Genomic DNA, 25,356 nt, shown 5'->3' with positions numbered 1-25,356 from the left:
GAACATCGTTTCAGTGGACGAATCCTTTCACCATGCCGACCACGTCTTCGTTGATCTCCATGATATGTTGGTCCGCCTCCATACCGGCTATGGTCTCCCATCGGCATGAATATCCGCCCACTTCGAACTGTGGTTGTTTCCAGATCTCAGGCATTTCGGTCACGTCGGCGACCCAGAGACGATACACGTAGTCGCGCATCTCACCGCCATGCGACCGAGAGGGCTTGGAGTGGCTCATCTCTCGAATATAGGAGAGATTGAAGGCCGATTCAGGTATCTCGAATGTGCCGGACAGCCACTTGGACAGTTCCGGCTTCTCCATCTGAACGGTTCCCTCGGTGTCGTGGTTCGGGAAGAAGTCACAGCCCCATCTGGTGTCCTCATATAGGAGATACCTATTGCGCGCGGTCCCGGAGGCGTCACGGACAGCGACTATGGAACTACGTTTCTCCGTCCTGTCCATTTGCTTGATCTCCTCCAACAGTTTCTTATGATCATACGGGTCGCGCACCGACCGTATCACCGAAGCCAGCCCATAAACCGAATAACCGATTCCGGCCAGGCCCAGCGGCCATTTCAGCAACGGGCACCATCCGGACGGGAACGCAGCCATCGGCCATCCGGCTCCCGCAAGAATGTCGGATACACCGACCTTCCACGATCCGCACCCTATTCGTCCGGAACGTTCCGCAAGCAGCGCCTCAAGCTCTGCATCGTTTATTCGAAGTGTCATCATAACCCATGATATATGCCACCCATAGCATATATCGAAACAAACGGCCCATTACGTGTCAGAAACCGCCCTTTTAGACATTGACGATTTCGACGTCCGTTCCGTCGTGCAGGTCGGGTATCGCGGCGGCCATCAGCCGCCCCAGCGAGGCGGCGTCTCTGTGGGTGTAGTGCATGGTCATCTGCAGGCTGACGTGGCCCATGATGCTGATGCGCGCGTCCTCGGGCATGCCGGCGCGCGCGGTCATCGACGCCATCCAGTGCCGGGCGGAGTGGATCCGCACCTGCGGCAGGCCCGCGGCCTCCAACGCCTTCAGCCAATGGTGTCGTTCCGTGGCCTCGCGGACCGGATGGCCCAGCTGGTTCGTGAACACGAGCTCACGCGGGCCGACATGCAGGCGTCGGATGCGCGCCCACAGCCGGTCCCACAATCCCTGCGGGATGGGCACGAACCGCGTGGCGGCGCGTGTCTTGGGCGTGGTCAGCCACAGGATCCCGTACAGGTGCTCCGCGTCGAGCCATTTGGGGATCACCGCCTCGCCGGGACGACCGTACTCCTGGATCTGCTGCTGCACGAATATGCCGGGCACGCCGTCGCGCAGTTCCAGCTCGTATGGCATGAGCGCGTACCGTTCGCCGGCGCGCATGCCGGACGTGAACGCCAGTTCGAACAGGAGCGACCACACCTCCACGCTGTCGTCCATGTCCACCGGCCCGCGCCTTGATTCCGGCATCGACCCGACGGCGGCTATCATCCTTTTCGGCTGGTCGGGCGCGAGGATCCGCACCGGGGTCGGCTCCACGCGCGGCGGCCGCACCTTCCTGCACGGGTCCACCGGGATCAGCTCCTCCAGTTCGGCGTCGTCCAGCACCATCTTCAGGCTGACGAAATGATCCTTCAGCGTGGAGGGGGCGAGCCGTTCCCCCAGCACGCGCATGCACCGGCGGACATGCTCCGGAGTCAGGTCCGTGAGGCGCACGTGGCCGATGACCTGGCAGCAGGCATGCAGGCGGCCGGCGCGCGTCCGGTAGGTGGTGGGCTTGACGCGCGTCCGGTAGTCCTCCAGCCAGCGTTCCACGTAGTCGTTGAGGTACGGGGATTTGGCGCCGGGCATGAGGCCGGTGCGTTCGAGCTCGGCGATTTTGGCGTCGAACCGTTCCCTGGCTTCGGCCTTGGTGCGTCCCTTGGCCTGGACCATGCGGCGTTTGCCGGTGGCGGGGTCCTTGCCGAGGTCCTTGCGGAAGTGCCAGACGCCGTTCGCGTCCCTGAACACGCTTCCGGCTCCCGGCGTGCGTCGTTTGGCTGCCATGTCGGCTCCCTTCTGTCGGGAGCGCCCTTTCGAGTGTGTCTCCGGATGCGGTCCCGCAAGGGTACTCTAAAGGTACTCAAACGGTGTCACAAACGGCCCGATACGTGGCAGAAACGGCCATTTTCCGCGCGTTCAAAAAACACGAAAAAACGGCGTTTCCAGCGTTCCGGACAACCCGAAAACGTTGGAATCACGCCGTTTTCGCCATACTCAACAAGCTCAGTGGCTTATATTGAACTTGAATTCCACGATGTCGCCGTCCTGCATCACGTAGTCGCGGCCCTCCTGGCGCAGCTTGCCTTCCTCCTTGATCTTCACCATGGAGCCTCCGGCGGCCACGAAGTCGTCGTAGGAGACGATGTCGGCCTTGATGAAGCCCTTCTCGAAGTCGGAGTGGATCACGCCGGCCGCCTGCGGTGCGGTGAAGCCCTTGTGGATCTGCCAGGCGCGCACCTCCTTGACGCCGGCGGTCAGGAAGGTGGACAGGCCGAGCGTGTCGTAGCCGACGCGGGCCAGCTGGTCGAGGCCGGATTCCTTGAGACCGGCGTCCTCGAGCATCTCGCGGGCGTCCGCCTCGTCGAGCTCCGTGAGGTCGGATTCGAACTGCGCGTTGAGGAACACCGCGGGTGCGGGGGCGACGGATTCGGCCAGCTTCGCCTTGAGCGCTCCGTCGGTGAGCTCGGAGTCGTCCACGTTGAACACGTAGATGAACGGCTTGGCGGTCATCAGGTGCAGCTCGGCCACCGCGGCCTTGTCGAAGCGTCCCTCGCGGGCCGCCTTGTCAAGCGTCTCGCCGGCTTCGAGGATGCCCTTGGCCTGCTTGACGGCCTCCATATACTCGGGTTCGATCTTCTTGCCGCGCAGGTCCTTCTCCAGCCGGGGCAGCGCGTTCTCGATGGTCTGCAGGTCGGCGAGGATGAGCTCGGTGTTGATGGTGTCGATGTCGTCGGCCGGGTCGATCCTGCCGTTGACGTGGACGATGTCGTCGTCGTGGAAGGCGCGCACGACCTCGCAGATCGCGTCGGCCTCGCGGATGTTGGCCAGGAACTTGTTGCCCAGGCCCTCGCCCTCCGAGGCGCCCTTGACGATGCCGGCGATGTCGACGAAGGTCACGGTGGCGGGCACGATCTTCTCGGTGCCCACGAGCTTGGCGAGCACCGGCAGCCGGTCGTCCGGCAGCGGCACGACGCCGGTGTTCGGCTCGATCGTGGCGAAGGGGTAGTTCTCCGCGAGCACGTTGCTGCGGGTCAGGGCGTTGAACATGGTGGACTTGCCCACGTTGGGCAGTCCGACGATTCCGATGGTAAGCGACATGGCTCCCTACTGTATCCGTCCGTCAGGTCAACCTTGCGTGCCCGGCGGGGCATACGCCGTCCGCCGGGCCGCAGGCCTTGGCCGGCTCAGCCGACGATGGCGTCGACGGCCTTGATCACGGCGCCGCGGAACCCGTTCTCCTCCAGGCAGGCCACGCCCTTGATCGTGGTGCCGCCGGGCGAGCAGACCGCGTCCTTCATCACGCCGGGGTGCGCGCCGGTGGCCAGCTGGAGCGCGCCGACGCCCTCGATCATCTTCGCGGCAAGCCGGTAGGCGGTGGCGCGCTTGAGCCCGTGCTTGACCCCGGCGTCGCCGAGGGCCTCGAGGAACATGTCGGCGAAGGCCGGGCCGCAGCCGGCGATGGTCATCGCGATGTCCATGTGGGCGGTGTCCACGCGTTCGATCAAACCAATGGCTTCGAACATGCGTTCGAAGGTCGCCGTCTGTTCGTCGGTGAGTGTGTGCGCGGCCTCGGCGATGAGCACACCCTGCCCGACCTCCATCGGCGTGTTGGGGATCGTGCACTGCACATGCACCTCAGTCTCGCCGAACAGCGCGCGGTACCGTTCCAGCGTCCAGCCGGCGGCGATGGACACGACGAAGCGTCCCGGCGCGGCGAGCTCGTGCGCCAGCGGTCCGACGACCTCCTCCACCTGGTGGGGCTTGACCGCCACGACGACCACGTCGGCTGCAGACGCCACCTCGACGGCGCTGTGCAGCGGCCGCACGCCGAGCGCGGCGGCGCGTTCCGCCAGCGCGTCATAGTGGGCGGCGCAGGCCACGATGTCGCCTCCGACGACCACGCCCGCGTCCACGAGGCCGCGTGCGATGGCGCTCGCCATGGCGCCGTATCCGATGAATCCGATGGTCAGTGACATGATGGGGGTTCCTTTCTTGCTTTCCGGTCCGTTGCGCGGCGCGCCCGTCAGCCCAGGTCGGCCAGGTCGCCGCGGTCCATCGCCTCGCGCCACAGGTGGCGGAACACCACGGAGCCGTGCAGCCCGTCGTGTTCGAACTCGTTGGTCACCCACCAGTGCGCGCGCCCGATGCGCGAAAGCGTGTCGAGCTGCATGCCGGAGTCGACGTACATGTCGTCGAAGTACACGGCGGCCTGCAACGGCACCTCGTTGCGCGCGAGCTGTTCGGCGTCGTAGATTCTGCCGAAGCGCGTGTCCTCCATGAGCACGTCCATGGCGGGACGGAAGGGGCGCAGCGCCCGCTCCTGCTCGAACATCCATGGGAACATCGCCTCGCCGGTGAACAGCAGCGGGCGCTGTCCGGCCCCGAACTCGGGAAGCGTGCCGCGCACGCGCTGCGCGGCCCACCGGATCGGCGCGTCGAGCTCGCCGTCGGCGTAGATGAATTCCTGCAGCGGCCAGTACAGCGGGCGCGAGGAGGTGGCCGCCTCCACCTTGGCGAGGAATTCGTCGCTCAGCGGCGAATCGGCGTTGGCGGAGCCGTCGCCGTCGAGGAACACGTCGTCGAGGATCCAGTGCACGCGTTCGAAGCTTGGCTTCATGCCGAAGTCGGAGCCGAGGCATTGCAGGCGTTCGACGGTGAGCGGGTCGCCGTTGGCCAGCAGCGGCACGTCCCGTCCGTTGGCCGAGGCCCACCGCCCCTCCGCCCCGGTCAGGTCCGCGGCGGAGGGCAGACGGTCGGCAAGCGCGGCCACGCGCTCCACGTCCTGCGGGTAGCGTTCGTAGAACCGTTCGGTCTTCATCCGCATGCGCGGGAAGGTGTGTTCGTACACTTCGGTGGCGTCGGCGGGCACGTGCGGGATGCCGCCGGTGGTGAAGCTGGCGGCCACGCCCTGGGGGAACAGGGACAGGTAGGTCAGGGTGAGGAAGCCGCCGTAGCTTTGGCCGAGCGTGGTCCAACGGCGGCCGCCGAACTCGGTCAGGCGCAGGTGTTCGAAGTCGCGCACGATGGAGTCGGCGAGGAATTGCTTGAGGTAGTCGGCCTGCGTGCGCGCGGCGGTGGCCTGGTCGGGTGCCGCGGCGGCGAGCGCGGCCATGGTGTGCGTGTCGATGCGATTGGAGCGTCCGGTGCCACGTTGGTCGGGCAGGATGACGCGGAAGTGTCTGATGGCTTCCTCGATCCATCCGTCGGAGGTGGGGTCGTTGGGTCTGGGGCCGGCGCCGCCGGGGCCGCCCTGGAGGAAGACGAGCAGGGGCAGGTCGTCGTGTTCGTGTTCGGGGGCGGCGAGGACGCGGTAGAACAGTCTGATGGATGCGCCGTCGAAGCCGTGGCCGGGCCGGTGACCGGTCCAGTCGAGGGGGACGTCGATGGCGTGGTCCTCGACGGCCAGGCCGGGGACATGGTATCGGGCGAGCATGGTCATGGCCCCATCTTCCGCCCGGCCGGCGACGGAGCCGTCTCGCCGTCCGCATGCCGGCTCCCCTGTGCGAATACGCCGCACGGCCGATGGCCGCCGGCGGGGACGCCCGTTACGCTGGGCGACATGGCATGGCGAGGACGGGACAGGGACGGCGGGCGGGTGCGTCCGTTGGCGCGTGTGCGGGGATGGCTGGCCAGCAGGACGCTGATGACGGACACGCTGCTGGCCGTCGTCCTGTGCGCGCTGACGGTGGGCATGGTCGCCGACGCGGGGCTGTCGTATGGGCTGTTGCGCATGTTCGCGCCGTGGGAGCAGACGTGCTGGTCGTTGGCGTTCGTGGTGCCGCTGGCGTTGCGTCGGTTCCGCCCGCAGGCGGGGGCGTTGCTGTTCGTCGCTCTGGCGCTGGCGCATCTGGCGTTCGGTCCGGTGCTGGTGCTGCCGGACCTGTTCGCGCCGCTTATGGTGTATTCGGTGGTCGCCTATGGCGAGCCGCGGCGCACACGGTGGTTCCTGGTCCTGGCCTGTGCGATGGATGTGGTGGCGAGTCTGGCGGTGGCTTTCGTGATGAACGCGGGGCCGCTCTCGGGGCGTCCGGCATGGTATCCGCCGGCGATGGGGGTGTGCGCGTCGCCGGCGGATGGGCCGGGTTGGCTTACGCGTTCCTGTGCGGTGGGGATGGCGCAGTATGCGGCGACGATGGCCATGATGGTCGCGGCCTGTCTGGTGGGCGCCGTCGTCATGGCGTACTGGCAGCGGGCGCGCATGGCCACGGTCAGGGCGTTGCGCGAGCGCAACGCGGCGATCGTGGCGGGCGAGGCCGAGCAGCGGCGCATCGCCGCGTCGGCGGAGCGGGCGCGCATCGCCCGTGACATGCATGACGTGGTGGCGCATACGCTGTCGATCATCATCGTCCAGTCGGACGGCGGCCGTTATGCGGGCGTGCATGACCCGGCGGTGGCGCGTTCGACGATGGAGACGATCCGGCGCGAGTCGACGCGTGCCTTGCATGACATGCGCGGCCTGTTCGGCGCGTTCGGCGGCCAGTGGCGGGAGGGGTACTCCGGCGTCGGCGCGTTGGTGGGGCAGGCGCATGCGGCCTTGGCTCCGGAGGGCGGCTCGGTTGTGCGTCGCGTCGAGGGCGAGCCCCGGCCGCGGGAGCTTGGCGGCGCGACCGGGGAGGCCGCATACCGGCTGGTGCAGGAGGCGTTGACCAATGTGCGCAAATACGCCGGCCCGGGCGCCCATGCCGAGGTCGTCGAACAGTGGGGCGGGGACGGGCTGCGCCTGACGGTGCGCGACGACGGGCGCGGCGCCGCAGCCGCGGAGGATGGGCATGCGCCCGGCTACGGCCTGCTGGGCATGCGCGAGCGCATGGCGGCCGTCGGCGGGCAGGTGCAGGCCGGCCCGCGCCCGGGCGGTGGATTCGAGGTCAGGGCCGTCCTGCCGTTGCGTGGCGGGGCTGGCTCCGCATCCATGCCCGCGGACGCATCGACGGCGGCCACGGCGCCATCGGCCCCGCCAGTCCCGTCGCCGCGGACGGATGGGGCGGAGGATGCCGGCGCCGACGGCCGGACGTCAGCGGGGCCGTCCGCATCGCGCCGCCCCTCCTCCCCCGCGTGGCGCTCCCGGCTGGCCGGCATGCCGCGCGGTCTGGCAGCCGCGCTGCGTTCCCGCCCGTTGCCGCAGACGGACGGTTCGGAGCACCGGCTCAATCCGGTCGAACGGCTGGCACGGTGGACGCAGCGGCATTATCTGGCCGTCGACGTGCTGACGGCGCTGGCGCTGCTGTGGATGCTGTGGGGCGCCGCGTTCTCGGGCGCGGTCATCGGACGGGGCGTGTGGTACGCCGGCGACGAGCGGGTGTGGCTGCTGATCGTGCTGGGCACGGTGGCGCCGCTGGCGTTCCGCCGCCGGTTCCCGGAGGGTTCGGCGGCGTTCGCGGCCGCGTTCGGCGCGGTGCAGCTGCTGTTCTTTCCCAGCGTCTACTTCTGTTCGGCGTTGGTGTTGGCGTCGGCGTATGCGGCGGTGCTGTACGGCCGGCCGACGGCGTGGCGCTGGGTGTCCGTGGCCGTGGTCGCCGAGGCGTGCCTGTTCGGCGTCAAGGCTGTGTCGGATCGGACGGCGCTCATCACCCTGGTCCTGCCGGGCATGGGGGCCGTCGCTCCGGCGGAGCTGCTGTCGACGCTGGTCTCAGGCACGCTGCTGGGCGTGATGTCGGTCGGCATGCTGGGCCTGGGCACCGTGGCGATGGCGCGGTGGGCGCGCTCACGCGGCACGAACGCCCTGGTGCTGCGGCAGCGCGAGGAGGCGCTGCGCGCCGAGCAGGAACGGCTCAAGGTGGCGGCGGCGAACCTGGAGCGCGAGCGCATCGGCGAAACCATCCAGGAGGGGGTGGCGGCCACGCTGACCGGCGTGATCGCCCAGGCGGAGGCGGGGCTGCGCATGCTGGACGGGGCCGCGGCCCGGGGCGTCCAGCCGTCCTGCGAGCAGATCGCCGGGGCCTTCGCCTCGATCGGCCGGCAGGGGCGCGCCGCCCTGGCCCATATGCGCCGGCTGCTGGGCGTCCTGCGGCAGACCGGCGCCAGCGACGCCGGCCATCCGCAGACGCAGGAGGCCGCCCCGCTCGCCCCCGCCGCCCCGCTCGACGAGCAGCTCCACCGGATCCAGGACGGCCGTCCCGGGGATGAACCAGGGACATCCCCGAGGCGTGTCCCCCCGCAGCCGGAGAAGACACCGTTATCATGGAAGGCATGACAGCAACGCAACGAATCCGCGTGATCATCGCCGACGACCAGGATCTGGTGCGCGCCGGCTTCGCGATGGTCATCGGTTCCCAATCCGACATGCAGGTCGTCGGCCAGGCGCGCGACGGCGCCGAAGCCGTGGCCTTGGCCGAACGGCTGCGCCCGGACGTGGTGCTCATGGATGTGCGCATGCCCGGCATGGACGGCCTGGAGGCGACGCGACGCATCGCGGCGCTCCTCCCCGGAAGCGACGGTCCGGCCCCGGACGGGACCGCGCTCCCCCGGCGCACGCGCGTCATCATCCTGACGACCTTCGACCTGGACGAGTATGTGATGGCGGCCATCCACGCGGGCGCCTCCGGCTTCCTGCTCAAGGACACGGAGCCGGAGACGCTGCTCGCCTCCATCCGCACCGTGTTCCGCGGCGACGCGGTCATCGCCCCCTCCGCCACGAGGCGCCTCATCGAAACCATGCTCGCCTCGGGCGTACCCACGCCGGCGGTGCACGGGGCGCAGGCCGGCGATGCCGCTTCCCCCGCCCCGTACACGGACCCGGAGCTCGACGACCTGACCGAGCGCGAGCGCGAGGTGCTCGTCGAGATCGCGCACGGATTGTCGAATCAGGAGATCGCGGACAAGCTGTTCATCTCCCTGCCCACGGTCAAGACGCATGTGGCGCACATCCTGGCGAAGATCCATGCGCGCGACCGCGTGCAGGCCGTCGTCTTCGCCTACGACAACCACCTGGTCTGACCCCGCGGCGGCCGGCAACGCCGAAGGCCCGTGCCATCCGGAACCATATCCGGATGGCACGGGCCTTCGTCGTCCACGCGGGCTTCCGCGCCCCGCGGGGCCGTTTCAGGCCTCGGCCAGCGCCTCCACCGGCGGGGTCCTGACGGCGCGGCGGGCCGGGAACACGCTAGCCAGCAGCGCGGCGAGCACGGAGATCGCCAGCACGGCCCCGTCCACGCCCCATTCGACTGACAGGCTCACACCTCCGTCGCCCAGCAGGCTGAAGACCATCTGAGAGCCGGCCCAGCCGAACAGCGTGCCGGCCACGAGCCCTACCAGGCCGGAGACGACGGCGATGAGCAGCGCTTCGATGGCCAGGCTGCGGCGCAGCTGGCCGCAGGTCATGCCGATGGCGCGCAGCGTGGCCGATTCGCGGGTGCGTTCGATGACGGACAGAGACAGCGTGTTGGCCACGCCAATCAGGGCGATGAGCACGGCGACGGCGAGCAGCGCCACGAGCAGCGCCATCATCGCGTCGATGCTCTGCTCCCAGGTCTCGCGTTCGGCCGCGGGACCGGCGACAGTGACCTGCGAGGCCTTCGAGGCGACGGACTGGATGTCGGCGAACACGGCGGACAGGTCGCGGCCGGCGTTCCGCTCGAGGCTGACCAGCGCCATGTGGCCGTCGGCGGCAAGCGTGCCGTCGACGAACAGGTCGGCGGAGACGAACGCACTGGCGGCATACAGGTCGGAGATGCGCCGGTAGTCGGCCTGGCTGACCGCGAGACGCACCGCGGCGGCATCGGCCCCGTCCGCGGTGGCGGCGCCGCCATCCGGCGTGATGTCCACGCTCCCGCCGGCGAAGTGCAGCTTGGCGCCGGTGGTGGCGGAGTAGGCGGGGAACAGGGCGGTGCCGCGGTCGAGCCGCGCCCCCGCAAGGTCGGCGTTGACGACGGATCCGACCTGGGCGAGATTCTTGGCGCCCAGGAGCAGCACGCCCTGGTCCTTGCCCGAGTCCTTGAACCTGCCGGTGGCGGAGGACATGTCGGCGACGGCCTTGACGCCGTCCACCGCGCGCACCTGGTCCGTCAGGGCCGTGTCCACGCCCGGACCGGAGAGGATCACGTCGACGGAGTAGCGCGTGTCGAGCGCGGCGGTCATCGTGGCCTTGCCGCTGGCAGCGCCGGTGGCGATGGTGGACACGAGGGTCACGCCGATGAGCAGGGCGGCGCCGGTGGCGGCGATGCGCCGCGGATTGCGCTGGATGTTCGCGTCGGCGATGACGGCGGCGGGGCCGGCGTGCGAGACGATCCAGCCGGCGCCTTTGATGAGGTGGGGCAGCCAGAACACAGCGGTGACGACGAGTCCTGCGAACACGAGGGCGCAGCCGGCGATGGCGGCGAGCAGCCACAGCTGGTAGGCGTCCGCGTCGGCGGTGGAGCCGGACAGCGCCGTGAGATTGCGCCGCACCCAGACGACGGCGGCCACGGTCGCCGCCGCGCCCGCCACGATCATGAGCGCACCGAGCACACCGCGCACACGGCCGGCGCGGCGGGTGCGTTCCGTCAGGTCCATCGGGCGCAGCGCCTCCATCGGAGTGACGGCGGTGGCGGCGCGGGCGGCGCCGAGGCTGGCGAGCATGGTCATGAGCGTGCCGAAGGCGAGCGGCACCGCCACCACCTGCCAGCTCATGACGAGCCTGGCGTGCAGGCCCATCGACTCGAGCAGCCCGGTTTCGGTCACGAGGGCCATGATGCCGGTGCCGGCGGCCACGCCGAGCAGCGAGGCGAGCACGCCGAGCGTGGCGGCTTCGAGGACCACGGAGCGGTACAGCTGCCCGGTGTTGGCGCCGATGGTGCGCAGCAGGGCGAGGGTGCGGCGGCGTTGGGCCACGAGCACCTGGAAGGTGTTGGCGATGACCAGGGCGGCGACGAGCAGGGCGAGCACGCCGAAGGCCATGAGGAAGATGGTGACGGCGCTGGTGCCGCCCAGGTCGTATGCGCGCATCGCCTCCTCGTCCACGGTGGCGCGGTCCATGAGCCGGTAATGCTCCGGCACGGCCTGCCTGATGGTCTTGAGCGCCTCGGTCCGCTGCGCGGGGTCGGTGTCGAGGTACACGCCGGAGGCGATGGGCAGGGCCGCGGCGTCGGCGAGGCCGAGGAACCAGGCGGTCTCGCGTTCGGGCAGGATGCCGGCGCCGCCGTAGTACGAGAACAGTCCGGTCGGGTCATGGGTCACTCCGGTGACGCGCACCTTGAGGGGGCCGTCGGCGAGGGGGCCGCCGGGTTCGGCGGCGCCGGCATCGGCCGGGGGCGTGAGGCTCACCGTGTCGCCGACCGTGACGTCGAGCAGGTCGGCGATGGATTCGGGCAGGGCGATGCCGCCGGCGGCGCCGGGCGCGGTGCCACCGGTCACGTCGACGGGCAGGAGCCTGGCGTCGCCGGGGTCGGCGATGGTCTGCACGGTGGCGTGCTTGCCGCCGTGGCTGGCCTCGACGAGCGCGCCCGTGTCGATACGCACGCCGCGGATGCCGTCGGCGGCGCGCAGCCGGTTGACGTCCAGGTCGCCGGCGGTCGTGCCGTAGGCGTCGTTGACCGTCGTGTCGTCGACCTCGGCGAGCGCGTCGCGGTCGGGGACGATCACATGGTCGGCGGCGGCGTACTGGGCGGTGGCCTGGGTTTTGAGGCTGTCGTCCATGGCGTTGGCGAACAGGAAGGTGCAGGCGATGAACGCGGTGCCGATGAGCACGGCGATGCCGGCGGGGACGAGCATCCTCGCGCTTTTGCGCATAAGGGCCATCGTGATGCGGAACATGGCGGTTCGTGTCCTTTCTTCGTCCGGTTCCCGCGGCTCAGCGCGCGTGGCGGGCCCGGCCGGCTTCCGGCCGGTCGCCGGCGGCGCGTTCGCGTTCGGCCATGAGCAGCGCGTTCATCGTCTCGACGGAAGGATGCGGCTCGTCGGCGATGATGCGTCCGTCGGCGAAGACGATGGCGCGGTCGGCGTACGAGGCGGCCACGGCGTCGTGGGTGACCATGACGATGGTCTGGCCGAGTTCGTCCACGGAGCGGCGCAGGAAGCCGAGCACCTCGGCGCTGGACACGGAGTCGAGGTTGCCGGTGGGTTCGTCGGCGAACACGAGCGACGGCTTGGCGATGAGCGCGCGGGCGATGGCGACGCGCTGCTGCTGGCCGCCGGAGAGCTCGGCCGGCCGGTGTCCCAGCCGTCCGTTCAGACCGAGCGTGGCCGTCAGCAGCCGGAACCAGGCGCGGTCGGGTTTGGCGCCGGCGAGCGTCAGGGGCATGAGGATGTTCTGTTCGGCGGTGAACATGGGCAGCAGGTTGAAGCTTTGGAACACGAAGCCGATCTTGCCGCGCCGCAGCAGGGTCAGCTCCTTGTCGTCGAGCGTGGTCAGGTCGCGTCCTTCGAACATGATGCGTCCCGAGGTGGCGCTGTCCAGGCCGGCCAGCGTGTGCATAAGCGTGGATTTGCCGGAGCCGGAGGGCCCCATGATGGCGGTGAAGCGGCCTTTCTCGAAGCGCACGTCCACGCCGTGCAGCGCGTGCACGGCGCCGTCGCCTTCGCCGTAGTCCTTGGTCAGGCCGATCGCCTCGATGGCGGTGGGGTAGGCGAGGCGTTCCGGCGGCATGGGGGGCCGGGATGTGGCGGTGGCATGGGCGGGCATGGGGTTCTCCTTCGCTCGGGGTCCGGCGGGCATGCGGCCGGGCCGTATGCTCCTTACGGTACGGCGTCCGTCCGGCGCGTCCCATCGTGCGTGGGAGGGAGATTCCCCCGGCCGGCGGTCATCCCCGGGGATGATGTCCGCGGGCATGGGAAAGCCGCGGGGCCGCGCCCATCGGCGCGGCGGCCCGCGGCCTGCCTTCCCCCATGCGCCGCCGCGCCGGCCCATCCCCTGGCCGTGGCGCGGCGGCCGTCCCCAGGCCCGCCTGTCAGCGGGCGAGTCCGGCGGCGCGCACGGCGGCGAACGCGCCGTCCAGGTCGGCGAGGATGTCGTCGATGTGCTCCAGGCCGATGGACAGGCGGATCGTGCCCTCGTGGATGCCCTGGTCCTCCAGCTCCTCCGGCGTCTCCTGGGAGTGCGTGGTGGAGGCGGGGTGGATGACCAGGCTTTTGGCGTCGGCCACGTTGGCGAGCAGCGAGAACAGGTGGAGGTTGTCGATGAACACGCGCGCCGCGGCGCGCCCACCCTTGATGTCGAAAGTGAAGATCGAGCCGCCGCCGTTGGGGAAGTAGCGTTCGTAGAGCGCATGGTCGGCCCGTCCCTCGATCGAGGGGTGGGAGACGGAGGCGACCTCCGGCACATGCGTGAGGTGGTCGACGACCTTCAACGCGTTGGCCACATGCCTCTCGACGCGCAGGCTCAGCGTCTCCGTACCCTGCAGCAGCAGGAACGCGGCGAACGGCGAGAGCGTGGCGCCCGTGTCGCGCAGCAGGATGGCGCGCACGCGGGTGACGAACGCGGCGGGGCCCAGCGCCTCGTGGAACGTGAGGCCATGGTAGGAGGGGTCGGGTTCGGTCAGCGTGGGGAACTTGCCCGGCACGGCCGACCAGTCGAAGCGTCCGCCTTCGACGATGACGCCGCCGAGCGTGGTGCCGTGGCCGCCGATGAACTTGGTGGCGGATTCGATGACGATGTCCGCGCCGTGTTCCAGCGGACGGAACAGGTACGGGGTGGCGAAGGTGTTGTCGACGACCACCGGCAGATGGTGCCGGTGCGCGATCGCGGCGATGGCCTCGAAGTCGGGCAGGTCGGCGTTCGGATTGCCGAAGGTCTCGAAGTACACGAGCTTCGTGTTCGGGCGGATCGCCGCCTCGAACGCGGCCGGTTGCGAGGCGGGCACGAACGTGGTCGTGATGCCGTCGCGCGGCAGCGTGTGGCGCAGCAGGTTGAACGTGCCGCCGTAGATGTTCTTCGCGGCGACGATGTGGTCGCCCGTCTGGGTGATGTTGCGCACCGCGTATTCCACGGCAGCGGCGCCGGAGGCGACGGCCAGGGCCGCCGTGGCGCCCTCCAGCGCGGCGATGCGCTCCTCGAACGCGGCCTGCGTGGAGTTGGTCAGCCGGCCGTAGATGTTGCCCGGGTCCTGCAGCGCGAAGCGGGCGGCGGCATGGTCGAAGTCGTGGAACACGTAGCTGGTGGTCGCGTAGATCGGCACGGCGCGCGCGTCGGTGGCGGGGTCGGGCCGTTCCTGTCCGGCGTGCAGCTGGAGGGTTTCGAAGCGGAAGCGGGCGCGCGCCGCCTTCGCGGCGGCGTCGGCCACGGCGCTGCGGTCGTCGGGGTTCGATGGTGTGGTGCGGTCGGTCATGGCTGGTCCTTTCGGTCGTCCGTTCGTGGGGCTGGCGGCGCTCCTGGCGGCGCGGCCGGCGCATCCCCCCTCCGGCCGGCGCATCCCCGTCCGCCGGTTGTCCCGACCGTAGGCTGGGCGGGCACGCCGGCGCAAGGCCGGCGTCATCGCGGTTGCTTATGGCCGGTTCCCAACGCGTGTGTTCCCAAGGGCATCGGCGCCTTCGCACAGGCCCGTGCGGGGGCCTGGCTCCCCCGACACGCCGGGCCGGGCCGGCCGGGGAGGGCGCCCGTTGTCGGACGGCGACCTACCATGGTGGGGAACGGAACGCCATTGGGAAGGGAGGCCCATTCATCATGTCCGATGTGATCCTGTATGACCGTGACCCGAGGTACATCCCGCGCGTCGCCGCCGTGCACGACATGTGCGGCTACGGCAAGTGCTCGCTGACGGCCGCGATCCCGATCCTGTCGGCCGCGGGCTGCGACGTGTGCCCGGTGCCGACCGCGCTGTTCAGTGCGCACACCATGTACCGCGACTACACCTTCCATGACACGACGGAGATCCTGCCCGCCTATCTGGATGCCTGGCGCAAGGAGAACGTGGACCTGGACGGCGTGTACTCCGGCTTCCTCGGCTCGGCCGAGCAGGTGGCGCTCATTCAGCGCCTGTACCGCGAGTATCCGCATGCGCTGCGCCTGGTGGATCCGGTGATGGGCGACGGCGGCAAGATGTACCCCACGTACACGGCCGAGCTGTGCGAGGCGACGAAGGCGCTGGCCGACGGCGCGGACGTGCTCATGCCGAACCTGACGGAGGCGTCGATCCTCACCGGCCGCGACTATCCGGGCCAGGATCTGGACGACGCGGGCGTGGACGCGATGCTCGGCGCCCTGCTGGACATGGGTGCGAAGAACGTGGTCCTCAAGGGCATCGACCGTGGCGACGGCATGCTGCGCAACTTCGTGGCGTCCGCCTCCGCTGGCGTGGCCGCGAAGGTCGAGAACGCGCACGTCAAGCTGCCGTACATGATCCACGGCACGGGCGACGCGTTCGCCTCGGCGCTGTGCGGCGCGGTGATGGCCGGCAAGGGGCTGGCCGAGTCCGCGCATGTGGCGGGCGAGTTCGTGCGCCATGCCATGGAGAGCACGCGCAACCAGCCGCATTTCGAGGAGCGCGGCGTCAGCTTCGAGCTCAACCTGGGCGAGCTGACCGGCCTGGTCGGCTGACGGCCCCGCCGGCCGCGGCGGCGGCCGGCACCGGCATGGCGCCCCCGCGCCGTCCCTTCCGCCTCTGGCGGCGGGGATGGCACGGGGGCGTCGTCATGCCCCCGTGCTGTGGATGGGTGGGATTCCATCCCCAGGAATTGTGGACGACACGCCCGGAGCGCAGGATCCGACCACAATGCCCGGTCCAGGTGGCGGCGCCTGGCATCCGGGAGGCATCGTGGGGCCATGGACACCACACTCACCATCCCCAGGGCACCGGCCCCTGCGGCGGACGAATGCGGCGAGCTGCCGGTCTCGCCGATGGCCCAGCTCGCGCGGCTGCTGGGCGACGCATCCCTGCCCGCGCGGCGTTTCGGCGAGCTGGGCGAGGAGTACGCCGCCGCCTGGCTCGAGCATCGGGGGCACCGCATCCTGTCGCGCAACTGGCGCACACGCTTCGGCGAGCTCGACGTCGTCTCGATGAGCCCGGACGGCATGGTCGTCTTCGCCGAGGTCAAGACGCGCCATGGCACCGCGCAGGGCACGCCGCAGGAGGCGGTCACCAAGGGCAAGCAACGGCGGCTGCGCCATGCGGGCGTGGAGTGGCTGCTCGACCCGTCGAACCGGATGCCGCACCGGGGCGTGCGCTTCGACGTGATTGCGATCCTCGTGCGCGGCGGCAAGCCCGCCGTGCGCCATATCGCGGGGGCGTTCTGATGGCCATCGCCACCGTGCTGTCCGTCGGCCTGATCGGACTGAAGGCCTTCGTCGTGCAGGTGCAGGCCTTCGTCAGCCCCGGACTGCCGTATTTCAGCATCATCGGCCTGCCGGACGCCAGCCTGTCCGAGGCGCGCGAACGGGTGCGCTCCGCCTGCCAGGCCTGTGGCTTCCCATGGCCGCAGACGCGCGTGACGGTGAACCTCTCCCCCGCGTCCCTGCCCAAGCGCGGCTCCTCGCACGACCTGGCCATCGCGGCGAGCGTGATGGCCGCCTCGCGCGCCATCCCGATCGACTCGTTGGAGCGCACGGTGGTGCTCGGCGAGCTCAACCTCGACGGCTCGGTGCTGCCGGTCAACGGTCTGCTACCCATCATGCTGCGCGTGCGGGAGCGTGGCATCCAGCGCGTGGTGGTGCCGGCGGCGAACCTTGGCGAGGCCGGGCTCGTGGAGGGGGTGGAGGTCGTCGGCGTGCGCCATGTGGGCGAGCTCATCCGCATGCTGGGCGGCAGGGCCACGGTGCCGGACCTGCCTTCGGCCGTCCCGGACGCCGACGCCGGCCCCGAGAGCATGGAGGCCGCGGAGCCGCCCGGCGACATGGCCGAGGTGCTCGGTCAGGAGCAGGCGAAGTGGGCGCTGCAGGTCGCGGCGGCAGGCGGCCACCATATCCTCATGGTCGGCCCTCCCGGCTCCGGCAAGACGATGCTGGCGAGCCGCATGCCGGGCATCATGTGCCCGTTGGACGAGGAGGCGCAGCTGGAGGTGGCGTCGATCCGGTCGTTGTGCGGCACATTGCGCCGCCATGGCATCACCGATGTGCCGCCGTTCGAGGCGCCGCACCACACCTCGTCCATGGCGTCGCTGGTCGGCGGCGGCACGGGCGTGGCGCAGCCTGGCGTCATCACGCGCGCGCACCGGGGCGTGCTGTTCATGGACGAGGCTCCCGAGTTCTCCACACGCGCTCTGCAGACGTTGCGCGAACCGTTGGAGTCCGGGTTCGTGGTGCTTTCCCGTGCCAAGGGCAGCGCCTGGTATCCGGCGCGATTCCAGCTGGTCATGGCCGCGAATCCCTGCCCGTGCGGCATGCACTACGGCACCGGGGAGCGCTGCATGTGCCGGGAGCGGGACCGGATGCGCTATTTCGGGCGTCTGTCCGGCCCGATCCTCGACCGCATCGACATCCAGACGAACCTGCTGCCGGTGGGCGGCCTCGGCCGGGACGGCGGGGGCGGCGGCGAGCCGAGCGCGGTCATCCGCCGCCGGGTCATGGAGGCCCGCGGGGCGGCGAGGGAACGCTTCGCCGCCACGGGCTGGTCGTGCAACGCGCGGGCGTCGGGCGAATGGCTGCGTGCGAACACGCCGGGGCAGGCGCTTGCCCTGGTCGACCGGGCGTTGGCGAAGGAGCTGCTCACCTTGCGCGGAGCGGACCGGGCGCTGCGCCTGGCGTGGACGTTGGCCGACCTGTCCGGTCTGGAGTCCCCCGGCGTCGGGGAGATGGAGCAGGGCATCGCGATGAGGACGAGGCTGTGAGGGGATGGCCATGGACGAGGAGACGTTGGCGAGTATGACGCTCACCTTCTGTATCGACGGGGCGGAATCGCTTATGCATGCGCTGGTGCGGGGCGCCGGCGGCGCGGCCGGCGCGCTGCGCCTGCTCGACGGCGCCACCCGGAGGGACAGGGACCTGGACGCCGCGCTGCTCAAGGGATTGGCGCGCTGGGGACGCCGTCCCTCGGCCCGGGGCATGGCCGCGTTCCATACGAGCGTGGACCGGTGGAGGGCGCGGCTCGGCGAACTGCCGTCGCGCGATCCGGCGTCGTTGGAGGCGTGGTTCACCGGCGATGGGACGATGTGGGTGCTGGCGCCCCACCATCCCGCGTGGCCGCGGCGCCTGGACGATTTGGAGCTGCGCACCGACTGGGCGCCACCGCTGTGCCTGTGGGGGCTGGGCGACCCGTGGGCCCTGTCCTCGTGCGACGAGCCGGTGGCCGTGGTCGGCTCCCGCGCCGTCACGGACACCGGACGGTATGTGGCGCGTTCAGTGGCGCAGCGTGCCGCCGCGGCGGGGCATCTGGTCGTCTCCGGCGGCGCCCTGGGCGTGGATGCGGCCGCGCATTGGGGTGCCTTGGCCGCGCGGGATGAGTCGGGCGGGGATGCGGGGCGCACGGCCGCCGTGTTCGCGGGTGGCCTCGACCATGCCGGTCCGGCGCGCAACCGGGAGTTGTTCGACCGCATCCAGTATGGCGGCGGCGCCCTGGTCAGCGAGCTGTGCCCCGGCACCATTCCGGAGGCGCGGCGGTTCCTGCTGCGCAACAGGCTCATCGCCGCCCTGGCCTCGCTGGTCGTGGTGGCGCAGGCCCGGCTCAGGTCGGGCGCGTTGAACACGGCGGGCTGGGCGTGCGAACTGGGACGGACCGTAGTGGCCGCCCCCGGCGAGATCACCTCCCCCGCCTACGCCGGCTGCAACCGGCTCATCGCCGGGCAGAAGGCGGCGCTGCTCATGGCCGTGACGGATATCGACTCCTTCTGCCATCGGCCGCATGCGCCCCGCGCCGGCGGGGAGACCGGGGAGCCGGATATCCGGCCGCAGGACGCGCCGATGGCGGTCCCGTCGTCCGATCCGTCCCGGCCGACGCTGTTCCAAGCCCAGCGGGAACCGACCGGCGACGGCGCGGACTGCGCGCACGAGCCCGCGGAGGGGGCGTCGGATGGGCGCGAACGGGCGCTGCTCCGTGCGGTCGACGCCTGTGCCAGACGTCATGCCAAGGCCACGGTGGATGGACTGCTGGCTGTGCTCAACGCCGGTGATGGCGCCGCCTTGTCCCCACGGCCCGGGAAGGATGCGGATGATGAGGCCTGCTCCGCCCCGTTCTCGGTGGCGGAGGTCAACCGTCTGGTCGGGCGTCTGGAGATGCGGGGCCTGCTCGTCGTGGAAGGCGGCGTCATCCGCCCGCGGCGGCGGTGACCGGCGGCTCCGGCGGGCAGCGCTGCCCTGACGGCCATATGGTCGCGAGGATGGACCGTAACAGATTGCGGATATGCGAAAGCCCGGGGACCGTGCCCCGGGCTTTCCGTTCCGGTGGAGCTAAGGGGATTCGAACCCCTGACCCTCTCCATGCCATGGAGATGCGCTACCAGCTGCGCCATAGCCCCGTATTCGGTTATCGACCTTCGCAGGCCTGGGGAACATGCGGACAGGTTCCCTGGTGGAGCTAAGGGGATTCGAACCCCTGACCCTCTCCATGCCATGGAGATGCGCTACCAGCTGCGCCATAGCCCCGTATTCGGTTATGTCCCGCGTGAGGACTTGTTTAAGATACACCCTATCGGGCCGGGGCGCATATCACGGCGTGTCGCCCCATGGCAGGCTTCCCGCGGCGGCTCGCCGCGCGCCCGTGGGGCGGCGCGGCGGGCCGCCGCTTCAGTCCAGGGCCGGTCGGTCCCACGCGGGGGTGTCGGCCTCGGCCGGGCCGTGGTCGTAGTCCACGAGACGCCACAGCACGGTACCGTCGGAACGGTCCATCGGCACCAGTTTGGCCCAGTGCGCGTTGCGCATGCCCATCATCGTGGCGAGCGTCGGATCGGCCCGGCCGATGCCGAGCAGCCATTGGAGCGTCTGCGCGATCCACGCGCCGTGGGAGAACAGGAACAGGTCGGTGTCGTCCCCGGCACGGAAGGCCCAGTCCTCGATGGCGGCCACGCCACGGCGGCCGACGTCCGCCTTGGGTTCGGCACCGTATCTGAGCTCGCCGCCGAGCTGTTCGCTCCAGGAGCGGTAGTCCTCGGGATAGCGTTCGGCGAGCTCATCGACGGACATGCCTTCCCAGTCGCCGAAGCTGCGTTCGCGCACACGCGCGTCGGCGTGCACCTCGAGGCCCAACGGGTCGGCGAAGGCGTGCGCGGTGGCCCGGGCCCGTCCCAAGTCGGAGCTGACGACAAGCCGCTCGCTCACCTGCGGCCGCCGCCGCACGTACAGGTCGCGCAGTGCGGCGCCGGTGCGCTCGACCTGCCAGCGGCCGACCTCGTCCAGTGGGATGTCCACCTGACCTTGGAGCCGATGCTGCGCGTTGTAGGCGGTGCGCCCGTGGCGCACGAGGACGATGGAGCGCACATGCGGCGCGGCCGCGCTCATGCCTGCGCCTCCGCATCGGCTCCGACGGCGGCCGTGATCTCGGAATGCTCGAGGCCCAGGTCGATGGCGGGGCAGTCGCGCCACAGGCGCTCCAGGTTGTAGTAGTCGCGGGATTCCTGGTGCATGACGTGGATCACGAAGTCGCCGAAGTCGAGCAGCACCCACTGTCCCTCCGTCAGTCCCTCGCGTGAGCGGGCCGTGCGCTGGGAGTCCTTGAGGTACAGGTCCTTCTCGATCTCCTCGGCGACGGCGAGCACCTGGCGCTCGTTGGAGGCCCCGGCGATCATCATCGCGTCGGTGATGCCGAGCAGGTCGGCCACGTCAAAGGCCACGATGTCGGTGGCCTTGAGGCGGTCGGCCGCGGCGGCGGCGATACGCAGGGATTCGATGGTGGAGGGCAGTGCGGGCATGGGCTTCCTTTGCTTGGGGAATCGGATCGGGTCTCAGGATGGGTGGTCGGTCGCCGGAACGCGCTCAGCGCTCCCAGGCAGGCTTCCAGCCTTCGACATTGTGCTGCGTGTTCTCGGAGTAGACCATGGCGTCGTCGGGCACGGTGTGGCGCACGACGGAGCCGGCGCCGGTGGTCACGTTGTCGCCGACCTCGACGGGCGCGACGAACAGGTTGCCGGCGCCCACATGGCAGCCGGCGCCGATCCTGGTACGGTTCTTGTGCACGCCGTCGTAGTTGGCGGTGATGGTGCCGCCGCCGATGTTGGTGTGGTCGCCGAGCTCGGCGTCGCCGACGTAGGACAGGTGCGGCACCTTGGTGCCGTCGCCGATATGGGCCTTCTTCATCTCGACGAACGCGCCGGCCTTGGAATCCTCGCCCAGCTCATTGCCGGGGCGCAGGTAGGTCCACGGGCCGACGACCGCCCCGACGCCGATGTGGGAGTCCTGCACGCGGGAGCGTTCGACCGTCGCGCCGGCGTCGACGGTGGCGTCGATGAGCGTGGTGTAGGGGCCGACGACGGCGTCGTCGGCGACGACGGTGCGGCCCTGCAGGAAGGAGCCGGGCAGGACGGTGACGTCGCGGCCGAGTCTGACCTCGTCCTCGATCCACGTGGTGTCGGGGTCGAGGATGGTCACGCCCTTGCGCATCCACGCCTCGCATACGCGGCGGTTGTGCGCCTTGGCGAGGGCGGCGAGCTGCACGCGGTCGTTGACGCCTTCGACGCTCAGCGGGTCGGGCGCGGCGAACGCGCCGACGGACAGGCCGCTGCGTTTGGCGGATTCCAGGGCGTCGGTCAGGTAGAACTCGCCCTGCGCGTTGTCGGAGTCGAGGGCGGCGATGGCCGTGGCCAGCACGTCGGCTTCGAAGACGTACACGGAGGTGTTCACCTCCTTGACCGCTAGCTCGCTGGCGTTCGCGTCGGCCTGCTCGACGATGCGCAGCACGTTGCCGCGGCTGTCACGGATGATGCGGCCGTAGCCGGTGGGATCGTCGAGGATCGTGGTGAGCACGGTGGCGCCGTTGCCGCTGGCGGCGTGGAAGGCGAGCAGCTGGCCGAGCGTGCCGGCGTCGAGCAGCGGCATGTCGGAGGCGGCCACGAGCACGGGGCCGTCGAGCGGGCCGGCCTCGGCAAGCTGCGCCATCGCGCACTGCACGGCACGGCCGGTGCCGGGGATGTCGTCCTGGTGCACGATCACCGCGTCCGGATCGTAGCCCTTGGCGGCGGCGGCCACGCGCTGCGCCTGGTAGTGGACGACGACGGCCAGCGTGTCCGGCTCCTGGGCGGAGACCGCGGCCATCACACGGGCCAGGAACGTCTTTCCGGCGAACTCGTGGAGGACCTTGGGCTTGGCGGAACGCATGCGGGTGCCTTCACCCGCGGCCAGGACGATTGCAGCGGACAGTGACATGCCTCTCCTTTGGTCGGGGTCCGGACCTCCCCCGCGGAAGGACTCCGGGCCGGATATGGGGAGGGCGGGCCTCCCGCGCCGTTCGAGCGCGGGCGGCCCGCCCTTTCCCAGCAGCTCCCCCACAAGGATTCGAACCTTGACAAAGGGTTCCAAAGACCCGTGTGCTGCCGTTACACCATGGGGGAATCGGCGGCGGGAACGGCGCCCGGCCGCCAAGTCATCATTTATACCATACGTCGGTGGCTCAGGCGAACAGGAATCCCTGGCCGTGGTGCTCGGGGTAGGTGTCGAACAGCTCGGCCACGGACCCGTCCTCGAACACGGCGCGGATGGCGCTGGCCAGCAGCGGCGCGATGGACAGTACCGTCAGCCCGTCCCAGCGCTTGGATTCGGGGATCGGCACGGTGTCGGTGAGCACGACCTCCCTGGCGCCGCAGCCCTTGAGCCGTTCGACGGCCGGGCCGGAGAGCACGCCGTGGGTGGCGACGACGGTGACGGACTTCGCGCCCGCGTCCCTGAGCACGGAGCAGGCGCCGGCGATGGTGCCGGCGGTGTCGATGAGGTCGTCGACGAGCACGCAGTCCTTGCCTTCGACGTCGCCGACGACGCGGTTGGCGACGGCCTGGTTGGGCCGGGTGATGTCGCGGGTCTTGTGCACGAAGGCGAGCGGGCCGCCGCCGAGGCGTTGCGCCCACTGTTCGGCCACGCGGATGCGGCCGGCGTCCGGGGAGACGACCGCCACGTCGTCCAGGTGGCCCTGGAAGCGGTCGCGGATGTAGTCGACGAGCACCGGCATGGCGATGAGATGGTCGACCGGGCCGTCGAAGAAGCCCTGGGACTGCGCGGCGTGCAGGTCGACGGACATGATGCGGTCGGCGCCGGCGGTCTTGAGCAGGTCGAACACGAGGCGGCAGGAGATGGGCTCGCGGCCGCGGTGCTTCTTGTCCTGGCGCGAATAGCCGATGAGCGGGCAGACGGCGGTGATGGAGCGGGCGGAGGCGCGCTTGGCCGCGTCGATCATGATGAGCTGCTCCATGATGGCCTTGTTGACCTGGCCCGCGTGGCTTTGCAGGACGAACACGTCGGCGCCGCGCACCGAATCGGTGTAGCGCACGTACATCTCGCCGTTCGCGAAGTCGTAGGCGGTGGTCTCCAACACGTCGATGCCGAGCTGTGCGGCGACATCGTCGGCCAGCTTCGGGTAGGCGCGTCCGGTGACCAGGATCAGAGACTTATCGGGCTTTCCTTGCAGGATTGCGCTCACCATATCTCCCAACATCTGTGACTCGGGTTGCGGCATCCAATATAACGGCCCTCGCCGACCGGACCGCCCGCGGACGGGGGCGGCGGCCGGTCGGGCTCAGACGGTCAGGAACCGGACGGCCAAATCGATGGCGGCCTCGGAGTCCTCCCCCTCGATGCCGTGGTCGAGGCCGGGGAACAGCCTCACGGCGCAGTCGGGCATCGTCTCGCCGTAGCGCCGTGACGCCGCCGGGTCGACGACGGTGTCCGCCTCGCCGTGGATGGCGAGCGCGGGTCCGGCGAACCGTGCCGTGACCTCGTGGATCGGCAGCAGCTGGGCGATGCGGAAATAGTGGCCGCCGACCGCTCCAGCGCCGGGAACGTCCACGAGGTCGGGGATGTGGGCAGGGTCGTAGCGCCGGCCCATGCACACGCCGGCCAACGCGTCATCCTTGAGCGCGGCGGCCGGCGCGAGCAGCACGAGCCGGTCGATCACGTCATGGTAGAGGCCGGCGGTCATGCCGGCCACCACGCCGCCCTGGGAATGGCCGAGCAGACGGATGTCGGTCACGTCGGCGCGCGACCGGGCGTGGCGCAGCACCGCGATGAGGTCCTCGATCTCGTTGCACACGTCCATGCGGCTGAAGTCGCCGTCGCTGCGACCATGGCCGTTGAAGTCGAAGCGGAGCACGCCCACGCCGCCGGCGACCAGGCGTCTGGCGATGCGCGAGTAGAGGCTGGCGGGGTCACGGCCCAGGTCGCCGTGGAAGCCGTGACACATGATCACCAGAGGGTGGGGCCGTCCGTCGTCGGGGCGTTCGAGCAGGCCGTGCAGGCGCAGCCCGTCGCGTATGATCTCCAGTTCCATCATTCTCCTTGGTTCGTGTCGTGCGGGTCCCGCGCATGACGCGCCGGATGTCCGCCGTCACCGGGGCCGGACGGGGTGGCGGATCACCGTCTTGAGCCGGTCCGGGCTGGTCTTGCGCAGATCGCCCAGGTAGATCTCGTGATGCAGGCGGACGGGCGGCACGGTGCCGTCCGCATCAAGCGTGCCGAGCATGGCCGCGGGGTCGCCGGCGGCCGCGGCGCCATGGTCCCCGCCCGGCTCCCCTTCCCCGGGGATGTCGGTTTCGAGCCCTTGGTCCGCGATGAACGCGGCAAGCGCATCCACCGTCGCCGGTTCGTCGTCATAGCCGCCGGCATGTATGACCTGCGCGCATGGGCCTTCGGCGAAGCGCACCAGACGCAGGGCGCCGGATGCCAGCGTGTCGGCGAGCGCGGGTTTCTTCGCGGCGGCCATCTCGCACAGGCGCGGGAACGCCTCGGCGGTCACGAAGTCGGGCTGGCGGATGAGCGAGACCCATCGCAGCGCGCTCTTGTCGGCGAGCGCCGTCCCGTCGAAGGCCCCTGCGCTCTCCACCACAGCCCTTCGAGCGGCGGCACCACGTAGTCGAAGTAGCCGGCGGGCTGCCAGGTGCCCTTCTTGGACATCTTCACGGTGTAGGAGAAGGTGTAGAGCAGTTCCGTGGCCCTGGCATATGCTCCGTTCTCCTCGTTGGGGTCGCCTTCCCCTGCCACGGCGGCGAAGGTCATGGCCGGCACGTCCACCAGTGACGGTTTCTTCTTGGGCTGGTACAGGTCGCGCTGTTCCCGCTTGAAGTCATATGCCATCGCAACGTCCCTCCGATTGCGTCGGGTCCCGGCCGGCGCAGGGCAAGCCGCGCC

Annotated in this window: 18 protein-coding genes, 3 tRNA genes and 3 pseudogenes; 7 read left to right on the top strand and 17 right to left on the bottom strand. The window is 70.2% G+C overall.

All coding sequences use genetic code 11. The features are described 5' to 3' along the window. Positions 1 to 10: 10 nt before the first annotated feature. The 5 genes from H7U32_RS06095 to H7U32_RS06075 form a co-directional block, all read right to left on the bottom strand. Positions 11 to 736: a DUF1206 domain-containing protein gene (locus H7U32_RS06095; protein ID WP_204468981.1), complete on the bottom strand. Its 726-nt coding sequence runs from the start codon at positions 734 to 736 to the stop codon at positions 11 to 13. A 70-nt stretch (positions 737 to 806) separates the two neighbouring features. Continuing rightward, positions 807 to 2,042 (bottom strand): tyrosine-type recombinase/integrase, encoded by a 1,236-nt coding sequence (locus H7U32_RS06090; RefSeq protein WP_204468979.1) that lies wholly within the window; start codon positions 2,040 to 2,042, stop codon positions 807 to 809. A 219-nt stretch (positions 2,043 to 2,261) separates the two neighbouring features. After that, the gene (gene ychF / locus H7U32_RS06085) at positions 2,262 to 3,356 is read right to left on the bottom strand and encodes a redox-regulated ATPase YchF (RefSeq protein WP_204468977.1); all 1,095 of its coding nucleotides are present in this window, start codon (positions 3,354 to 3,356) and stop codon (positions 2,262 to 2,264) included. 86 nt (positions 3,357 to 3,442) lie between these two features. Continuing rightward, entirely contained in the window at positions 3,443 to 4,234 is a 792-nt protein-coding gene (gene proC, locus H7U32_RS06080) for a pyrroline-5-carboxylate reductase (protein ID WP_204468975.1), read from the bottom strand. A gap of 47 nt (positions 4,235 to 4,281) precedes the next feature. Continuing rightward, positions 4,282 to 5,697: an alpha/beta fold hydrolase gene (locus H7U32_RS06075; protein WP_204468973.1), complete on the bottom strand. Its 1,416-nt coding sequence runs from the start codon at positions 5,695 to 5,697 to the stop codon at positions 4,282 to 4,284. A 120-nt stretch (positions 5,698 to 5,817) separates the two neighbouring features. Here H7U32_RS06075 and H7U32_RS06070 point away from each other — a divergent pair, with 120 nt between their 5' ends. The 3 genes and pseudogenes from H7U32_RS06070 to H7U32_RS12575 form a co-directional block, all read left to right on the top strand. Then, positions 5,818 to 8,448 carry a sensor histidine kinase gene (locus H7U32_RS06070; protein WP_204468972.1) on the top strand — a complete coding sequence of 877 codons (2,631 nt, stop codon included), beginning with the start codon at positions 5,818 to 5,820 and terminating at the stop codon, positions 8,446 to 8,448. Continuing rightward, positions 8,445 to 8,912: pseudogene (locus H7U32_RS12580) on the top strand (response regulator); the annotation flags it as partial. The gene H7U32_RS06070 and the pseudogene H7U32_RS12580, both read left to right, overlap by 4 nt. Positions 8,913 to 8,975: 63 nt before the next feature. After that, positions 8,976 to 9,191 (top strand): annotated as a pseudogene (locus H7U32_RS12575) (response regulator transcription factor); the annotation flags it as partial. A 105-nt stretch (positions 9,192 to 9,296) separates the two neighbouring features. Here H7U32_RS12575 and H7U32_RS06060 read toward each other — a convergent pair. The 3 genes from H7U32_RS06060 to H7U32_RS06050 all read right to left on the bottom strand — a co-directional run bounded on the left by H7U32_RS06060 (position 9,297) and on the right by H7U32_RS06050 (position 14,494). Continuing rightward, entirely contained in the window at positions 9,297 to 11,984 is a 2,688-nt protein-coding gene (locus H7U32_RS06060) for an ABC transporter permease (protein WP_204468968.1), read from the bottom strand. Between the two features lie 37 nt (positions 11,985 to 12,021). Beyond that, positions 12,022 to 12,816: an ABC transporter ATP-binding protein gene (locus H7U32_RS06055; protein ID WP_204469071.1), complete on the bottom strand. Its 795-nt coding sequence runs from the start codon at positions 12,814 to 12,816 to the stop codon at positions 12,022 to 12,024. A 301-nt stretch (positions 12,817 to 13,117) separates the two neighbouring features. Further along, positions 13,118 to 14,494 (bottom strand): O-acetylhomoserine aminocarboxypropyltransferase/cysteine synthase family protein, encoded by a 1,377-nt coding sequence (locus H7U32_RS06050; protein ID WP_204468967.1) that lies wholly within the window; start codon positions 14,492 to 14,494, stop codon positions 13,118 to 13,120. Between the two features lie 335 nt (positions 14,495 to 14,829). Here H7U32_RS06050 and H7U32_RS06045 point away from each other — a divergent pair, with 335 nt between their 5' ends. From H7U32_RS06045 to H7U32_RS06030, 4 genes are all read left to right on the top strand, one after another. Beyond that, positions 14,830 to 15,702 carry a bifunctional hydroxymethylpyrimidine kinase/phosphomethylpyrimidine kinase gene (locus tag H7U32_RS06045; protein ID WP_204468965.1) on the top strand — a complete coding sequence of 291 codons (873 nt, stop codon included), beginning with the start codon at positions 14,830 to 14,832 and terminating at the stop codon, positions 15,700 to 15,702. A gap of 225 nt (positions 15,703 to 15,927) precedes the next feature. Beyond that, positions 15,928 to 16,398 carry a YraN family protein gene (locus H7U32_RS06040; protein ID WP_204468963.1) on the top strand — a complete coding sequence of 157 codons (471 nt, stop codon included), beginning with the start codon at positions 15,928 to 15,930 and terminating at the stop codon, positions 16,396 to 16,398. Further along, positions 16,398 to 17,927, top strand: a complete 1,530-nt coding sequence (locus H7U32_RS06035) for a YifB family Mg chelatase-like AAA ATPase (RefSeq protein ID WP_204468961.1) — start codon at positions 16,398 to 16,400, stop codon at positions 17,925 to 17,927. The genes H7U32_RS06040 and H7U32_RS06035 overlap by 1 nt, the downstream gene beginning before the upstream one ends. A 10-nt stretch (positions 17,928 to 17,937) precedes the next feature. Next, on the top strand, positions 17,938 to 19,362 hold the full coding sequence (locus H7U32_RS06030; protein ID WP_239457565.1) for a DNA-processing protein DprA: 1,425 nt from the start codon (positions 17,938 to 17,940) through the stop codon (positions 19,360 to 19,362). Between the two features lie 115 nt (positions 19,363 to 19,477). On the opposite strand, the gene H7U32_RS06025 is transcribed toward H7U32_RS06030, so the two are convergent. The 9 genes and pseudogenes from H7U32_RS06025 to H7U32_RS05985 form a co-directional block, all read right to left on the bottom strand. After that, positions 19,478 to 19,550: transfer RNA gene (locus H7U32_RS06025), tRNA-Ala, on the bottom strand. Positions 19,551 to 19,601: 51 nt separating this feature from the next. After that, positions 19,602 to 19,677 (bottom strand) — tRNA-Ala (locus H7U32_RS06020). Positions 19,678 to 19,818: 141 nt separating this feature from the next. Further along, positions 19,819 to 20,529, bottom strand: a complete 711-nt coding sequence (locus H7U32_RS06015; RefSeq protein WP_204468957.1) for a histidine phosphatase family protein — start codon at positions 20,527 to 20,529, stop codon at positions 19,819 to 19,821. Beyond that, positions 20,526 to 20,939 carry a ribosome silencing factor gene (gene rsfS, locus H7U32_RS06010; RefSeq protein ID WP_204468955.1) on the bottom strand — a complete coding sequence of 138 codons (414 nt, stop codon included), beginning with the start codon at positions 20,937 to 20,939 and terminating at the stop codon, positions 20,526 to 20,528. Before rsfS ends, H7U32_RS06015 begins: the two co-directional genes overlap by 4 nt. A gap of 64 nt (positions 20,940 to 21,003) precedes the next feature. Beyond that, a complete protein-coding gene (gene glmU, locus H7U32_RS06005; RefSeq protein WP_204468953.1) occupies positions 21,004 to 22,389 on the bottom strand; it encodes a bifunctional UDP-N-acetylglucosamine diphosphorylase/glucosamine-1-phosphate N-acetyltransferase GlmU in 1,386 nt (461 codons plus the stop codon). Positions 22,390 to 22,503: 114 nt separating this feature from the next. Then, positions 22,504 to 22,574 (bottom strand) — tRNA-Gln (locus H7U32_RS06000). Between the two features lie 59 nt (positions 22,575 to 22,633). Then, positions 22,634 to 23,656, bottom strand: coding sequence for a ribose-phosphate diphosphokinase (locus H7U32_RS05995; RefSeq protein WP_204468951.1), 1,023 nt, complete (start codon positions 23,654 to 23,656; stop codon positions 22,634 to 22,636). A 93-nt stretch (positions 23,657 to 23,749) separates the two neighbouring features. Then, positions 23,750 to 24,499: an alpha/beta hydrolase family protein gene (locus H7U32_RS05990; RefSeq protein ID WP_239457564.1), complete on the bottom strand. Its 750-nt coding sequence runs from the start codon at positions 24,497 to 24,499 to the stop codon at positions 23,750 to 23,752. Between the two features lie 57 nt (positions 24,500 to 24,556). Continuing rightward, a pseudogene (locus tag H7U32_RS05985) lies at positions 24,557 to 25,302 on the bottom strand (GyrI-like domain-containing protein). Positions 25,303 to 25,356 lie beyond the last annotated feature (54 nt).

The organism is Bifidobacterium pullorum subsp. saeculare (genome assembly GCF_016899725.1).
In the GTDB taxonomy this organism is placed as follows: Bacteria; Actinomycetota; Actinomycetes; order Actinomycetales; family Bifidobacteriaceae; genus Bifidobacterium; species Bifidobacterium pullorum_C.
Note: the sequence above shows the minus strand (reverse complement) of the source record. Positions and strands in the feature narration are given on the sequence as shown.

Coding starts and splice junctions, on each gene's coding strand:
- H7U32_RS06095 (WP_204468981.1), bottom strand. CDS start 736: ATGATGACACTTCGAATAAACGATGCAGAGCTTGAGGCGCTGCTTGCG.
- H7U32_RS06090 (WP_204468979.1), bottom strand. CDS start 2,042: ATGGCAGCCAAACGACGCACGCCGGGAGCCGGAAGCGTGTTCAGGGAC.
- ychF (WP_204468977.1), bottom strand. CDS start 3,356: ATGTCGCTTACCATCGGAATCGTCGGACTGCCCAACGTGGGCAAGTCC.
- proC (WP_204468975.1), bottom strand. CDS start 4,234: ATGTCACTGACCATCGGATTCATCGGATACGGCGCCATGGCGAGCGCC.
- H7U32_RS06075 (WP_204468973.1), bottom strand. CDS start 5,697: ATGACCATGCTCGCCCGATACCATGTCCCCGGCCTGGCCGTCGAGGAC.
- H7U32_RS06070 (WP_204468972.1), top strand. CDS start 5,818: ATGGCATGGCGAGGACGGGACAGGGACGGCGGGCGGGTGCGTCCGTTG.
- H7U32_RS06060 (WP_204468968.1), bottom strand. CDS start 11,984: ATGTTCCGCATCACGATGGCCCTTATGCGCAAAAGCGCGAGGATGCTC.
- H7U32_RS06055 (WP_204469071.1), bottom strand. CDS start 12,816: ATGCCGCCGGAACGCCTCGCCTACCCCACCGCCATCGAGGCGATCGGC.
- H7U32_RS06050 (WP_204468967.1), bottom strand. CDS start 14,494: ATGACCGACCGCACCACACCATCGAACCCCGACGACCGCAGCGCCGTG.
- H7U32_RS06045 (WP_204468965.1), top strand. CDS start 14,830: ATGTCCGATGTGATCCTGTATGACCGTGACCCGAGGTACATCCCGCGC.
- H7U32_RS06040 (WP_204468963.1), top strand. CDS start 15,928: ATGGACACCACACTCACCATCCCCAGGGCACCGGCCCCTGCGGCGGAC.
- H7U32_RS06035 (WP_204468961.1), top strand. CDS start 16,398: ATGGCCATCGCCACCGTGCTGTCCGTCGGCCTGATCGGACTGAAGGCC.
- H7U32_RS06030 (WP_239457565.1), top strand. CDS start 17,938: ATGGACGAGGAGACGTTGGCGAGTATGACGCTCACCTTCTGTATCGAC.
- H7U32_RS06015 (WP_204468957.1), bottom strand. CDS start 20,529: ATGAGCGCGGCCGCGCCGCATGTGCGCTCCATCGTCCTCGTGCGCCAC.
- rsfS (WP_204468955.1), bottom strand. CDS start 20,939: ATGCCCGCACTGCCCTCCACCATCGAATCCCTGCGTATCGCCGCCGCC.
- glmU (WP_204468953.1), bottom strand. CDS start 22,389: ATGTCACTGTCCGCTGCAATCGTCCTGGCCGCGGGTGAAGGCACCCGC.
- H7U32_RS05995 (WP_204468951.1), bottom strand. CDS start 23,656: ATGGTGAGCGCAATCCTGCAAGGAAAGCCCGATAAGTCTCTGATCCTG.
- H7U32_RS05990 (WP_239457564.1), bottom strand. CDS start 24,499: ATGGAACTGGAGATCATACGCGACGGGCTGCGCCTGCACGGCCTGCTC.